This window comes from Streptomyces corynorhini (genome assembly GCF_003346515.1).
Classification (GTDB): domain Bacteria; phylum Actinomycetota; class Actinomycetes; order Streptomycetales; family Streptomycetaceae; genus Streptomyces; species Streptomyces corynorhini.
Map to the genome: position 1 here is coordinate 1 of NZ_QQNA01000356.1, position 13946 is coordinate 13946.

General features: G+C 73.5%; 13 protein-coding genes. 7 read left to right on the forward strand and 6 right to left on the reverse strand.

Annotated elements, in window-relative coordinates; genetic code table 11:
* The 3 genes from DVH02_RS31975 to DVH02_RS31985 all read left to right on the forward strand — a co-directional run.
* The coding region (locus tag DVH02_RS31975; protein ID WP_114627350.1) for an MFS transporter at positions 1-1142 on the forward strand (1142 nt) is incomplete at its 5' end.
* Positions 1142-1990: an SDR family NAD(P)-dependent oxidoreductase gene (locus DVH02_RS31980; RefSeq protein WP_114627351.1), complete on the forward strand. Its 849-nt coding sequence runs from the start codon at positions 1142-1144 to the stop codon at positions 1988-1990. The genes DVH02_RS31975 and DVH02_RS31980, both read left to right, overlap by 1 nt.
* Positions 1987-4251, forward strand: a complete 2265-nt coding sequence (locus DVH02_RS31985) for a 2-dehydropantoate 2-reductase (RefSeq protein ID WP_114627352.1) — start codon at positions 1987-1989, stop codon at positions 4249-4251. The genes DVH02_RS31980 and DVH02_RS31985 overlap by 4 nt, the downstream gene beginning before the upstream one ends.
* Positions 4252-4330: 79 nt before the next feature.
* On the opposite strand, the gene DVH02_RS31990 is transcribed toward DVH02_RS31985, so the two are convergent.
* The 3 genes from DVH02_RS31990 to DVH02_RS32000 form a co-directional block, all read right to left on the reverse strand.
* Positions 4331-5359 carry an ABC transporter substrate-binding protein gene (locus DVH02_RS31990; RefSeq protein ID WP_114627353.1) on the reverse strand — a complete coding sequence of 343 codons (1029 nt, stop codon included), beginning with the start codon at positions 5357-5359 and terminating at the stop codon, positions 4331-4333.
* Positions 5360-5426: 67 nt separating this feature from the next.
* The gene (locus DVH02_RS31995; protein ID WP_114627354.1) at positions 5427-6338 is read right to left on the reverse strand and encodes an ABC transporter permease; all 912 of its coding nucleotides are present in this window, start codon (positions 6336-6338) and stop codon (positions 5427-5429) included.
* On the reverse strand, positions 6328-7143 hold the full coding sequence (locus DVH02_RS32000) for an ABC transporter ATP-binding protein (protein ID WP_114627355.1): 816 nt from the start codon (positions 7141-7143) through the stop codon (positions 6328-6330). The genes DVH02_RS31995 and DVH02_RS32000 overlap by 11 nt, the downstream gene beginning before the upstream one ends.
* A gap of 245 nt (positions 7144-7388) precedes the next feature.
* Between DVH02_RS32000 and DVH02_RS32005 the strand changes: the two genes are divergently transcribed.
* The 4 genes from DVH02_RS32005 (at position 7389) to DVH02_RS32020 (ending at position 11673) form a co-directional block, all read left to right on the forward strand.
* Positions 7389-9074: an ATP-binding protein gene (locus DVH02_RS32005; protein WP_114627356.1), complete on the forward strand. Its 1686-nt coding sequence runs from the start codon at positions 7389-7391 to the stop codon at positions 9072-9074.
* Positions 9071-9763 (forward strand): response regulator, encoded by a 693-nt coding sequence (locus tag DVH02_RS32010; protein WP_114627357.1) that lies wholly within the window; start codon positions 9071-9073, stop codon positions 9761-9763. Before DVH02_RS32005 ends, DVH02_RS32010 begins: the two co-directional genes overlap by 4 nt.
* A gap of 255 nt (positions 9764-10018) precedes the next feature.
* Positions 10019-11035: a dihydroxyacetone kinase subunit DhaK gene (locus DVH02_RS32015; RefSeq protein ID WP_114627358.1), complete on the forward strand. Its 1017-nt coding sequence runs from the start codon at positions 10019-10021 to the stop codon at positions 11033-11035.
* Positions 11032-11673 carry a DAK2 domain-containing protein gene (locus DVH02_RS32020; RefSeq protein ID WP_114627359.1) on the forward strand — a complete coding sequence of 214 codons (642 nt, stop codon included), beginning with the start codon at positions 11032-11034 and terminating at the stop codon, positions 11671-11673. The genes DVH02_RS32015 and DVH02_RS32020 overlap by 4 nt, the downstream gene beginning before the upstream one ends.
* A 90-nt stretch (positions 11674-11763) precedes the next feature.
* Here DVH02_RS32020 and DVH02_RS32025 read toward each other — a convergent pair whose 3' ends face one another.
* From DVH02_RS32025 to DVH02_RS32030, 3 genes are read right to left on the reverse strand one after another with little or no spacing between them, the layout of a single operon-like run.
* Positions 11764-12033 (reverse strand): hypothetical protein, encoded by a 270-nt coding sequence (locus DVH02_RS32025; RefSeq protein WP_114627360.1) that lies wholly within the window; start codon positions 12031-12033, stop codon positions 11764-11766.
* Positions 12033-12260 carry a hypothetical protein gene (locus DVH02_RS36580; RefSeq protein WP_233518585.1) on the reverse strand — a complete coding sequence of 76 codons (228 nt, stop codon included), beginning with the start codon at positions 12258-12260 and terminating at the stop codon, positions 12033-12035. Before DVH02_RS36580 ends, DVH02_RS32025 begins: the two co-directional genes overlap by 1 nt.
* The gene (locus DVH02_RS32030) at positions 12257-13918 is read right to left on the reverse strand and encodes a phosphopantetheine-binding protein (RefSeq protein ID WP_233518586.1); all 1662 of its coding nucleotides are present in this window, start codon (positions 13916-13918) and stop codon (positions 12257-12259) included. Before DVH02_RS32030 ends, DVH02_RS36580 begins: the two co-directional genes overlap by 4 nt.
* Positions 13919-13946 lie beyond the last annotated feature (28 nt).

Here is a 13946-nt window from a genome sequence, read left to right on the forward strand (position 1 = left end):
AGGGCGACGGCGCCGTCGCCCTGCTCTCGACCCTGGCCGTCTTCGCCGTCGGCTTCGTCATGCGGCCCGTCGGCGCCGCGGTGCTCGGCGTGTACGCCGACCGCCACGGCCGCAAGAAGGGCCTGACCCTGACCGTGGGACTGATGGCGGGCGCCGCCTTCGTCATCGCGCTCACCCCCAGCTACGCGAGCATCGGGGTGATCTCCCCGCTGATCCTTCTGCTGGCCCGGCTGGTCCAGGGGTTCTCGGCGGGCGGCGAGTTCGGTTCCTCCTCGGCTTTCCTGGTGGAGTCGGCGGCGCGCGGCCGACGGGCCTTCGCCGGGTCGTGGCAGCAGGTCTCGGTGGCCGGCGGGGTGCTGATCGCCTCACTGCTGGGCACCATCGCAACCTCGGCGCTCAGCGAGGAGGCGCTGCACTCCTGGGGCTGGCGGGTCGCCTTCGTCCTCGGCGGCCTGCTCGGGCTGATCGGTCTGTGGCTGCGCGTCTCGGTCGAGGACACCGAGTCCTTCACCGAGGCCCAGGGCACCGGCCGCACCCGGTCCAACCCGCTCAAGACGATGTTCGTCGAGCACCCGGGCGCCGCGCTGCGTGTCGCGGGGATCACCATCGCGGGCACCCTGACCTACTACATCTGGGTCAACTACCTTCCCACGTACGCCAATCTGACCACCGGTATCCCGCTGAGGACCGCGCTGCTGTCCCAGACGCTCTGTCTGGTGGTGTTCGTCGTCGCGCTGCCCTTCGTGGGGCTGCTCTCCGACCGCATCGGACGCAAGCCCACCATGGCCGCGTTCGCCGGAGGCTTCGTGGTGCTCGCCTGGCCGCTGCTGCACCTGCTCGACGGCAGCTTCCTCAGCCTGTTCCTGGTGCAGCTGACCGGCATGCTGCTGGTCCTCGGCTACTCCGCGAACTGCGCCGTCATCATGGCCGAGCAGTTCCCGCCCGAGGTGCGCGCCACCGGCATCGCGCTGCCGTACGCGCTGGCGGTCGCCGTCTTCGGCGGCACGGCCCCCTACCTCACCACCTGGCTCCACGAGAGCGGCCACAGCGACCTGCTGTGGATCTACGTGTCCGCCGCTTCGCTGATCTCCTTCCTCGTCTACGTCACGATGCCCGAGACCAAGGACAAGGAGTTCCACTGATGACCCACGTCCTCGTCACCGGAGCCGCGGGCGGCATCGGCCGGGCCATCGCCGAGGAGTTCGCGGCCCGCGACGCCGACGGCACCCGCCTCACCCTCGCCGACCGCGACGGCCCCGCCCTGGCGGAGACCGCCGGCCGGCTCGGCGCCGCCGCCAGGACCGTCGACCTGACCGGCCCCGAGGCCCCCGCCGAACTCGTCGCATGGGCCTGGGCGGCCCACGGCCCGGTCGACGTCCTGGTCAACGCGGCGGGCGTCTACCCCTCCCTCGACATGGCCGAGGTACGCGCCGAGGAGTGGGACCGGCTCTTCGCGGTCAACCTGCGCGCCCCCGTACTGGCCACCGCCGCCTACGCCCGGCTGGCCGTCGAGCACGCGAGGCCCGGCTCGGTCGTCCACATCTCCTCCGGCTCCGCGCTGCGGGCCAGGCCCGGCGGCGGACCGTACGCCGCCTCCAAGGCCGCACTGGAGATGGCCACCCGCGCCGCCGCCCTCGAACTCGGCCCGCACGGCATCCGCGTCAACGCCGTCAGCCCCGGCTTCGTCCCCGTCGACAGCGACTGCAACCCGGTCGCCCCGCAGTACGCAGCGGCGATCGGCGCCAACCCCCTCGGCCGCCCCGGCACCCCGCGCGACATCGCCCGCGCCGTCCACTGGATCGCCGGAGCCGACGCCTCCTGGATCACCGGCGAGATCCTGCGCGTGGACGGCGGATCCAGCACCGGGGCGCTCCACCTGCCCCGCATCTGGCCACCGGAGACGGCGGATCCGCGCGAGGAACCCGCGCCCCCCGACGCCCAGCAGCCCCCGCACCCGAGCGCCCACGCCCCGGAAGGACACCCCGCATGAGCGACACCCCGCACGAGACGGACCCCGCGGGGTTCTCCGCCGACAGCGGCTACACCGTCGTCGGCGGCGGGGCCATCGGCGGCACCCTCGCCTTCGCCCTCGCCGGGGCCGGCCACCCGGTCCGCGTCATCGACACCGATCCCGCGCACATCGAGGCGATCCGGGCCCGCGGACTGACCCTCGCCCGGGGCGGGCACCGCCAGAGCGTACGGGTCCACGCCGCCACCCCCGACGAGTTCGACGGCCCCGTCCACCGGGTCCTGCTCGCCGTCAAGGCCCAGGCCACCGGCGACGCGCTGCGCTGGATCGCCCCCCGGCTCGCCGAGGACGGCTATGTCGTCTCGGTGCAGAACGGCTTCAACGAGGAGCTGATCGCCGAGCGGATCGGAGCGCGGCGCACCGTCGCCGCGTTCGTCAACATCTTCGCCGACGTGATCGAGCCAGGCGTGGTCCTCGACGGCGGCGCCGGAGCCCTGGTGATCGGCGAGCCGGACGGCGCACCCGTCTCGGAACGGGTACGCAGCCTCGTCGCCGACCTGCGCAGCTGGGGCCCGGCCGAGGCCAGCGCCAACGTGGAGGGATACCTGTGGGCCAAGGCGGGCTTCGGCGCCATGCTCGCCGCCACCGCCCTGGCCGACGCGTCGATGGCCGACCTGATCGACCGGCACGCCCCGGCCATGGACGCCCTCACCGCCGAGATATTCGACGTCGCCGACGCCCTCGGCATCACCCTGGAGGCGTTCGACGCCTTCGAACCGGCCGCGCTGCGGCGCGGCGCTGACCCCGCCGCACGCCGGGCGGCCACCGCCCGGCTCACCGCCTGGCTGCGCACCCAGGCCAAGGACCGCAGCGGCATCTGGCGCGATCTGGCGGTACGCCACCGGCCCGTCGAGGTCACCACGCACTACGCGGACGTCCTCGTCCAGGCGGCACGCCACGGCGTGGCGACACCCGTGCTGCGCGCCGTCCTCGCCGGGCTGGGCGAGCTGGAGGGCGCACCCGAGCTGATGTCGGAGGACCGGCTGGACGCGCTCGACCGGCTCGCCGCCCACCCCGCCGACCGGCGGACCGACGGCTCCCCCCGGCTCGACGACACGGCCGCGCCGGCGGTACGGTCCTGGCTCGCCGCGCACCAGGAGGACATGGTCGCCGACCTCGCCGCCTACACCTCCCAGGAGAGCGCCAGCGACGACCGGGCCGCCCTCGCAGCCTGCCTGGGCTGGCTGCGCGGCTGGCTCGACGCCTCTCTCGGCGCCCCGGCCGCCGAGGAGACGCTCCCGCGCGAGGAGACCGGGGACATCCTGATCCGCCGCTACCCGGCCACGGGCGGGGCCGCCTCACCGGACGAGCGGCCGGTGCTGCTGCTGGGCCACTACGACACGGTGTGGTCCACCGGAACGCTCGCCGACTGGCCCTTCCGGCGCGACGGCGACCTGATCACAGGCCCCGGCGTCTTCGACATGAAGGCCGGGCTCGTGCAGGCCGTCTGGGCACTGCGCGCCCTGGACGCCCTCGGGCTGCCCCGGCCCGCCTGCACCCTCATGCTCAACGGGGACGAGGAGACCGGCAGCCTCACCTCCCGCGACGCCATCGTCGCCGAGGCGCTCGACAGCCGCGCCGCGCTCGTCTTCGAGGCCGCCGCCGACGGCGCGGTCAAGACGGCGCGCAAGGGCGTCGGACTGTTCACCGTCACCGTCACCGGGACCGAGGCGCACGCGGGCCTCGACCCGACGGCCGGCGCCAGCGCGGTCGAGGAACTCGCCCACCAGATCCTGCGCCTCGGCGCCCTGCGCGACCCCGGGGCGGGCACCTCCCTCAACGTCGGTGTGATCGAGGGCGGCACCCGCAGCAACGTGACCGCGGGACGCGCCCTCGCCCGGCTCGACATCCGCGTCGCCACCGATGCCGAACGGCGCCGGATCGGCGCGGCGCTGGCCGCGCTGCGCCCGGTCGACCCCCGTACCTCCATCGAGGTGACCGGCGACTGGAACCGGCCCGTCTTCGAACGGACCGCGGGGGTGGCCGAGTTGGCCGAGCTGGCCCGCGACTGCGCGGCCCTGCTCGGGTTCGAGCTGCGGGAGACCTCGGTGGGCGGCGCCAGCGACGGCAACTTCGTGGTCGCCGCCGGGGTCCCCGTGCTGGACGGCATCGGAGCCGTCGGCTCCGGCGCGCACGCGCGCTCCGAACACACCACGGTCGGCGGCCTGGTGGAGCGCGCGGCGCTCACCGCGACGGTGCTGGCCTCGCTGGCCCGCGGCTGACCCCTTCCCCCGCCCGGAACGGCAGCCGGCCCCCCGACGTGTGTCGGGGGGCCCGGTCAGCCGGTCGTGTGGTCCTGCGTCACTTGACCTTGTCGACGAACTCCGTGGTGTAGGTCTTCTCCAGGTCCACCGTGGCGTTCTGCAGGTTCGGGTTGAACGCCTTCAGCACGCGCTCGACGGTCTCGGGACCGTCGGCCGGCATCACACCGTCCGTCGTGAACATCGGCAGTGTGCTCTCGATCGCCTTGGCGTACAGCCCGGTACCGCCCTGCGCGTAGTCCGTGGGCATCTTGGCCGCGATCTCCTCGGGGGAGTGCGTGGACATCCACTTGAGTGTCTTCACGAAGGCGTTGGCCAGCTTCTGCACCGTCTCCTTGTTGTTGTTCACCCAGTCGGTGTTCATGTAGAGGCTGGAGGACGGGTACGGACCGCCGAGCGCCTCCTTCGAGCCCTCGGGCGTCCGCATGTCGATGAGGACCTTGCCGAGCTTCTTGTCGATGATCTGCGCGACCGTCGGATCGGTCGTCATACCGCCCTGGATCGAGTTCTGCTGGAGCGCGGAGATGAAGGTCTGGCCCGCGCCGACCGCCACCGTGCTGAACTCCTGTGTCTTCACACCGTTCTTGACGGCCAGGTACTTGGTGAGGAAGTCGGTGGACGAGCCGAGCCCGGTCACCCCGAGCTTCTTGCCCTTGAAGTCCTTGGCCGAGGTGATCTCGGCCGCCGCCTTGTTGGAGACGACCTCCACCTCGCCGGAGGCGTGCGAGAACTGCACCACCGACTCGACCTGCTTGCCCTTCACCTGGAGGTCGAGCGTGTGGTCGTAGAAGCCGACGACGCCCTGGACGTCCCCGGAGACCAGCGAGGTCGTCGCCTGCACCCCGGCCGGCTCCGTCAGCAGCTGGACGTCGAGCCCCTCGTCCTCGAAGTAGCCGAGCTTCTGCGTGAGCATCGCCGGCAGATAGATGACCTTGTCCAGGCCACCGACCATGATCTTGACCTTGCCGCCGGAGGCCGCGGACGAGGAGTCGCCGCCACAGGCGGTCAGGGTGGAGAAGGCGAGGACCGCGGAGACGGCGGCGGCCGGGATTCTGAGAGAACTGCGCATGTCACGTCCTTGTGAGCAGGGCCGGGCGGGTTTCGCGAAGGCCGGGGGGAGAGGGGAGAGGCGCTGGTCAGCGCTCGGAGCCGGCCTCGGCGGGCTTCCAGCGGAAGAGGCGTTTCTCCAGGAAGGTCAGCACGGCCTCGGCGAGCAGGGCGACGACCGCGAGGATCACCATGGCCGCGTACACCCCGGCCGCGTTGAACGTGCCCTGTGAGGCCGAGACCAGCAGCCCGATGCCCTTCGTCGCGCCGATGTACTCACCGACGATCGCGCCGATGAGCGCGAAGCCGAAGCTGACATGGAGGCTGGTGAAGATCCACGAGGTGGCGGACGGGATTACCACCTGAAGGGTGACCTGCCGGTTGGTCGCGCCGAGGATCCGGGCGTTGGCGACCAGATTGCGGTCGACCTCCCTGGCCCCCTGGAAGGCGTTGAAGAAGACGGGGAAGAAGACCAGCACGACCGCGGAGGCGACCTTCGAGGCCGGGCCGAGACCGAACCAGATCAGGAAGATCGGCGCCAGCACGATCCGCGGCAGCGCGTTGAGGACCTTGATGTACGGCCCCAGCACATCGGCCAGGAAGCGGACCCGGCCGAGGGCGATCCCCAGCACCACACCGCCGACCACACCGATGACCCAGCCCAGCAGCGCTTCGTACAGCGTGTACCAGATCTGCTCCCACAGGGATCCCTGCGGAGTGCCGTGCACCGCCCACTGGACGATCTGGTCCCAGATCTTCGAGGGCATCGAGAAGTTGAAGGGGTCGATCACGGCGGCCCTGGCCAGCCACTCCCAGATCCCGATGATCGCGACGAGCAGCAGCACCCGGGCGCCGTAGACCACGAACCGGCGGTTGCGGGCCGCCCGCGCCCTGGCCCGGGTGCGTCCGCCGCCCTCGTCCGGTCCTGGCGCCGTGTCCGCGGCGGCGCCGGAAGCCCTCTTCGCGGCGGACGCCGACGTGGTGACCGTCTCAGGCGGCATGGGTCGCACCCCTCTCGCGTGTGATGCGGACCTCTTCGCCGAGCGAGGACCAGATCTCCCGGTAGATCTCCAGGAACCGCGGTTCGAGCCGTACGGACTCGACCTTGCGGGGACGCGGCAGGTCGATCTTGAAGACCTCCTTGACCGTCGCGGGACCGGCCGTCATCACCACCACCTTGTCGGCGAGCGCGATCGACTCCTCCAGGTCGTGGGTGACGAAGACGACCGAGGCACCCGTGCCCGCCCACAGGTCGAGGAGTTCGTCCGACATCAGCGCCCGGGTCTGGACGTCGAGCGCCGAGAACGGCTCGTCCATCAGCAGCAGCTCGGGATCGTTGACGAAGGTCGCCGCCAGGGCCACGCGCTTGCGCTGACCGCCCGACAGCTGGTGCGGATAGCGGTCCTCGAAGGACGAGAGACCGACCCGGGCGAGCCACTCCCGGGCCCGCTCCCTCGCCTCGGCCTTCTCCACCCCGCGGAAACGCGGGCCCGCCATCACGTTCGACAGCACGGTGCGCCAGGGGAAGACCGCGTCCTGCTGGAAGACGAAGCCGATCTTGTCGCCGATGCCGCTGACCGGCTCACCGGCCACCAGCACCTCGCCCTCGGTCGGCTCCTCCAGGCCGCTGACCAGGGTGAGAGTGGTGGACTTGCCGCACCCGGTCGGGCCCACCACCGCGACGAACTCGCCGCGCTCCACCGTCAGGTCGAGATCCCTGACAGCGGTATGGAGATGTCCCGACGGGGTCCGGAATGACTTGCTCGTGCCCCGCAGCTCGATGGCGGGGCTCGTGTGGCTGCTCATGGACCGGGAGGCTAGGAGTGACCCGCACCACAGCGGCAGCCTTGTGGGCGCAACCCGTCTTTCTGCGCGCAAACCCCGTTGTGCTCGTTCTGCTCACGCCGGAATGACAAATGCGCTGCACAGGACTGTCCTGCGGACCCGCGGCGGCTTACGTTGCGTTCACCACGACGTTAAACGGAAATGTGTGTTCCACCAGGGCGTAAGGGCCGGCCCGGCCGGCCGGCGAGCGGGAGACGGAGGACGAGATGCGGATGCGCCGGCCCCGACGCGTCTCCGCGCAGGTCCTGGCGGCGCAGCTGGCCATCACCACCGGCGTGATGGTCCTCGCCACCGCCCTGTTCCTCGCCCCGCTCGGCTCCGAGCTGGACGACGCGGCCATGCACCGCGCCCTGTCCATCGCCCAGACCACCGCCGCCGACCCCGACATCGCCCGCGGCGTGCTGACCACCCGGCCGAGCCCGAGCGGGCCGGTGCAGAGCGAGGCGGAGCGGATCCGGCGGGCCACCGACGCGCTGTACGTGGTGGTGATGGACGCCCGGGGCGTGCGCTGGTCGCACACCACCGCCGCCGAGATCGGCCGCCATGTCTCCACCGACCCGAGCGCCGCGCTCTCCGGCCGCGAGATCCGGCAGATCGACGACGGCACCCTGGGCCGCTCGGCCCGCGCCAAGGTGCCGCTCTACGACGACGACGGCAGGCTCGTCGGCGCGGTCTCCGTCGGCATCGCCTACGACAGCGTGCGCGAGCGGCTCCTCGACGCCGTGCCCGCGCTGCTGCTGTGCGCGGGCGTGGCCCTCGCCGCGGGCGCCCTGGCCGCCGTGGCGGTCTCCCGCAGGCTGCGCCGCCGCACCCACGGCCTGGGCTTCGCCGACATCTCCGCGCTGCTCGACGAGCGGGAGGCGATGCTGCACGGCGTACGGGAGGGCGTCGTCGCCTTCGACCGGCAGGGCCGGATCCGGCTGGCCAACGACGAGGCGCTGCGGCTGCTCGGGCTGGACGCGACCGCCACCGGCCGCGCCCTGGACGAGGTGCTGGCGCCCGGCCGTACCACGGAGGTGCTCGCCGGCCGGGTGGACGGCACCGACCTGCTCACCGTCAGCGGCGGCCGGGTGCTCGTCGCCAACCGGATGCCGACCAGGGACGGCGGCGCCGTGGCGACCCTGCGCGACCGTACCGAACTGGAGCGGCTCGGCCGTGAACTCGACAGCACCCAGGGCCTGCTGGACGCCCTGCGGGCCCAGGACCACGAACACGCCAACCGGCTGCACACCGTCCTCGGGCTGCTCGAACTCGGCCGGCACGACAAAGCCGCCGAGTTCGTCGCCGAGATCGCCAGCTCCCGGCGCTCCTTTGCCGAGGAGATCGCGGAGCGGGTGCGCGACCCGCTGCTCTCCGCGCTGCTGGTCGGCAAGGCGGCCATCGCCGCCGAGCGCGGCGTGACGCTGGCCCTGTCCGACGCGACCCGGCTGGACCACCGGGTCGTCGACGCGCGTGACCTCGTGACCGTCCTCGGCAATCTCATCGACAACGCGCTGGACGCCGTCGCCGAACGCCGCCGCACCGATCCGGCGGCCGGCGGGCCCCGGGTCGAGGTCGAGGTGCGGGCCGAGCGCGCCACCGCCGTGCTGCGGGTCTCCGACACCGGCCCCGGCGTGCCGCCGGAGGCCCGTGAGCGGATCTTCGTGGAGGGCTGGTCCACCAAACGGCCCGCACCGCCCCTGCCGGGACCCGTCCCCTTCCAGCGCGGCCGTGGCCTGGGCCTCGCGCTGGTGCGCCGGCTCGCCGAGCGGTACGGCGGCATGGCCCGGGTCACCGCGCGGGCCGGCGGGGGAGCGGTCTTCACCGTCGTTCTGCCCGAGGCGCTCGCCTCGGACGCCACCGCCGGGGACGGCCTCCCCAGGCGTCTCATGGCCGCAGGGGAGCCACAATGATCGATGTCCTCGTCGTCGACGACGACTTCCGGGTCGCCGAGATCAACGCCGCGTACGTGGCCCAGGTGCCCGGCTTCCGGGTGGCGGCACGAGCCCACACGGCGGCCCAGGCGCTGGCCACCCTGGAGCGCGGCCATGTCGACCTCGTCCTGCTCGACCACTACCTGCCGGACGAGACGGGCCTCACCCTGATCCGCCGCATGCGCCAGCTCGGCCACCACGCCGACGTCATCATGGTGACGGCGGCGCGCGATGTGACGACCGTTCAGGCCGCCATGCGCTACGGCGCGTTGCAGTACCTCGTCAAGCCCTTCAGCTTCGCCGGGCTCTGCGCGAAGCTCGACGGCTACGCGGCGCTGCGCCGTACCCTCGACGGCGTCGGTGGCCGGGGCGAGGCGGGCCAGGACCAGGTGGACCGCATCTTCAGCGCCTTCAGGACCGCCGACGCGCCCCGCTCCGAACTGCCCAAGGGCCACTCCGCCGCCACCGTCGACCTGATGCGGCGCGTCCTGACCAAGGCCGAGCAGCCGCTCTCCGCCCACGAGGTCGCCGAGCGCACCGGCGTCAGCCGCTCCACGGCGCAGCGCTATCTCAAGTACCTGGAGCGCACCGGACGCATCAGCCTCACCCTGAAGTACGGCGACACGGGCCGCCCCGAACACCGCTACGCCTGGGCGACGGCGAACTGACCAGGCCGGGCACCGACCACGGGGCGTCCGCGCCCCGCCGGGGTGCCGGACCTCACGAAGTTAGCCGAAAGCGGACTCTTCAACATTTACTATGTCCAGGCGATCACTTATGTGACTACCGAGTTGGACCTTGGACAAGGGGCCAGTACTGCTTGCCGTACGCATCGCACGCGCCGTCGGTTGCCGCCCGCCGCCGTATCCCGGCGCGCCGTCCGCCGGCCTCTGCTCCCGGCCCGCCGAAAGGACCCACGCGCCGTGAACCATCTGTTCCTCCCCGAAGCCGAACCGGTCGACGTGTCCGTGCGCGGATTCGCCCGCGCCCATCCCGGCCTGGTCGCCCTGCACGAGGACCCGCTCTTCGTCACCGCCCTCGACACCGACCCCGCGCGGCGGGCCGGGATCGTCTCCGGCGGCGGCTCGGGCCACGAGCCGCTGCACGCCGGATACGTGGGCCGCGGCATGCTCGACGCCGCCGTCCCCGGGCGGATCTTCGCCTCACCGCACAACCGGCAGGTGTACGAGGCCAGCCGCGCGGTCGCCAGGGACGAGGGCGTCCTGCACATCGTCAAGAACTACACCGGCGACCGGATCAACTTCGGCATCGCGGCCGAACGGCTGCGCGCCGACGGCATCGCCGTGCGCCGGGTGCTGGTCGACGACGACCTGGCGACCGAGAGCGACCTGACGGCCACCGGACGCCGGGGCACGGGAGCCACCGTGATCGTCGAGAAGCTCCTCGGCGGCGCCGCCGACAGCGGACTGGCCCTCGACGAACTCGCCGCGCTCGGGACCGCCTTCTGCGCCGCCTCGCGCAGCGTCGCCGTCGCGGGCCGCGCCCAGACCTCGCCCTCCAGAGGAGGCGAGGCGTTCGCCCTCCGGGAGGAGGAGGTCGAGTACGGCGTGGGCATCCACGGCGAGCGCGCGGCGCGGACCATCACCAGGCCGCCCTTCGAAGAACTGACCGAACGCATGACCGCTCAGGTGCTCGACGCCCTGCCCGACACCCGCGACGGAGTCGTCCTCCTCGTCAACGGTCTCGGCGCCACCACCCAACTGGAGCTGTACGCCGTCCACGAACGGATCCGGTACGTCCTGGACAAGCGCGGCGTCCCCGTGGTGGGGCAGCTGGTCGGCACCCACGTGCCCGCGCTCGACATGAGCGGATTCTCCGTCACCATGACGGCGATGCGCCCCGGCTGGCTCGGGTGGTGGCAGGCACCATCGCGTACGCCGGCCTTTCCCTCCCAGGAGTCACAGGAGCTGAACCGATGACCATCGACCAGGCACGCGTGCTGCGCCTCTACGCCGAAGCCGCGCACACCGCTCACGAGGCGCTGACGGCCCTCGACCAGATCTCCGGTGACGGGGACTTCGGCGACAACCTGCGCGAAGGACTCGACCTGACCGTCGCCGCGCTGGACGCGAGCCCGTACGAACCGGCCGTGGCCGTCGCGGGATCGGTCTTCCTCGACCAGGTCGGCGGCACCAGCGGACCGCTGATCGGGCTGCTCCTGAGCGCGATCAGCCGCTCCCTCGCCGAGGAGCCCGACGAGCGGGACGGCTGGGCGAACGGGGTACGGGAGGGGCTCGCGGCGATCCAGCGGGTGGGGGAGGCAGAGCCGGGCGACCGCACGATGGTCGACGCCCTCGTACCGGCCCGCGACGCGCTCGTCGGTGGCGAGAAGTTCGCGGACGCCGCGCGCGCCGCGCTGGCCGGGGCCGCCGCGACGGCGCACATCCGGGCCAGGCGCGGCCGGGCCTCCTACATCGGGGACCGCGTCCTCGGCACTCCGGACCCGGGCGCCACCGGGGTGGCGCTCCTCTTCTGGGCCCTCGCCCGGGTGGCCGAGCCGGAGGCCGTACTCGGCGAGGTGGGCGAGCTGGTCCCGCTGCCCGGCACCACCCCCTGACGCGCGGCCGGGCAGCGGGACGCTCAGCAGGGGCCCGGCCCCCTGCCCGGCCCGCTGCCCGGCACCGCGTCGACCAGGTCCGGGCCCGGATCACGGGAGTGCCGGCCGGGCGGGCCCGCGTCGGCGCACCCGTGGTCGGTGGCCTCCGGACGCGGGCAGCTCCGCGCGCGGGCCCGGGTAGCGGACGCCGAGGTGCCGTCCGCTCGCGCGCGGCGGCCCGGCCACCGCCTCCGGGCGGCCCGGCAGCGCGGCAGGACCCCGGTGGACCGGGGCGGGCGGCCGCTCTCCGACCGGCGCCGCGAGGACGGTGCGGCCACCGAGCGCCCGCCGGACGGAGCCGAGGACTGCGGCGGGCGCCATCAGGGTCTCCTCGCCGGAGCGCCGGGAGCGGCGACGGCGGCGTGCCGCTCGGCCACGGCCTCGGCGGGGATCCCCTGCCACCGGGTGCCTGGCATCAGCCGCTCGCCCTTCATCAGCAGGGACAGGGCCCCCAGCTCCACGCCCTCGCCGACCACCGCGTCGTACAGCACGACGGCCCGGGTTCCGACGCTCGCCCCGCCGCGGACCGTGACCACCGACATCTTCATGACACGGTCTTCGAACAGGTGTGTCTGCAGCGATACGCGCGGGCCGATCGCGACGTCGTCCCCGAAGATCGACCAGATCGAACTCGGTGAGAAACGTGGTGGCGATCCAGGCGCCCCGGCCGATCCGCGCGCCGAACGCGCGCAGCACCGGCGCCAGGAACGGCGTCCCGACCAGCATCCCGGCCCCGGCCGGCACCGCCGCCGCCTCGTAGAGCCCGGTGACCAGCTCGGTACGCCGTACGAACAGGCTCCACAGCGGCTCCACCCGGGGCCGGTAGGCCCCCACGACCAGCCACTTCGCGCCGACACAGAGCGCGATCACCACCAGCCCCGCGCCCGCGGCGAGCACCGGGGAGACCAGCACCACCGCCGCCGCCCCCGCGGAGCCGCTCACGGCCGAGAGGCACAGCAGATACAGGCCCGCACCGCCCGCCAGCAGCGACGCCGGCACCGTGACGCGGAAGTACTCGACGGCCAGGCGTCGCAGCACCGCCGTACGGGTCGGCCGGAACGTCAGCTCCTCGGGGAACGAGCCACTGCTCTGGCGCACCGGCAGCCGGATCGCGGGCGAGCCCAGCCAGAAGGTGTCCTCGGGCACGCCCTCGCGCGGCGGGACCGTGCCCACGCCGACCAGCGAGCCGGGCCCGGTCCTGGTCCCGGCGGGCACGCGCCGCGTTCAGGAGCAGCAGCAGATAGAGGGCGCCCGCCTGCGCGGCCCCCGCCGCCGCGATCCGGCCCGTGCCGTGGCGCACCGGTCGTGGCCGGGGCGGCACGGTGCGCCGCCCGTCGCGCGCCGAGGCGTCCAGCCGCGCCGCCAGGCCGCGCACGGTCGGGTGCGCGTAGAGATCGCGCAGCGCGGGGCTCGCGCCGACGCCCCGGTCGCGCAGCAGCGAGACCACCCGGGCGGCCAGCAGCGAGTGTCCGCCCAGGTCGGTGAAGAAATCCGCCTCGGCCGACAGCGCCTCGGGCCCGATCCCGAGCACCTCGGCCCAGGCGTCCCGCACCCGGGCCTCCAGCTCACCGCCGACGGGGACCACGCGGCCGCCGCCCACGAGCCGGCGACCGCTGGGCGCGGGCAGCCGCTTGCGGTCCACCTTGCCGTTCGGCAGGGCGGGGAGGCCGGGCAGGACGTCGAGCGAGGACGGCACCATGTACGCGGGCAGCCTGCGCCGCAGCCGCTCGTGCAGCCGGGCGACGAGGGCCTGCGTACCGTCCGCGCCCGCGTCCGCCTCCGGAGCGCCGGACGCGCGGACCACGTAGGCGGCCGGCTCGCCGCCCCCGCCCGTGCCGTCCGGCGCGGCGGCCAGGACGGTGACCGCCTCGGACACCCCGGGATCCTCCAGCAGCACGCTGTCGACCTCGCCGAGATCGACCCGGTAGCCCCGGATCTTCACCTCGGCGTCGGCCCGGCCCAGGAATTCGATCTCCCCGTCCGCCGTCGTCCTGCCGAGGTCCCCGGTGCGGTAGAGCCGGCCGCCCGCGGGCGCCAGCGGATGGCCGATGAACCGCTCGGCGGTCAGCTCGGGCCGTCCCACATAGCCCCGGGCGACGCCGGGGCCGCCGACGCAGATCTCCCCGACCGCCCCGTCCGGCACGGGCCGCCGCTCCTCGTCGAGGAGCACCACCGAGTAGGTCGGCAGCGGCTTGCCGATGGTCACGGCCCGGCCCGGCGTCAGCTCGGTCCAG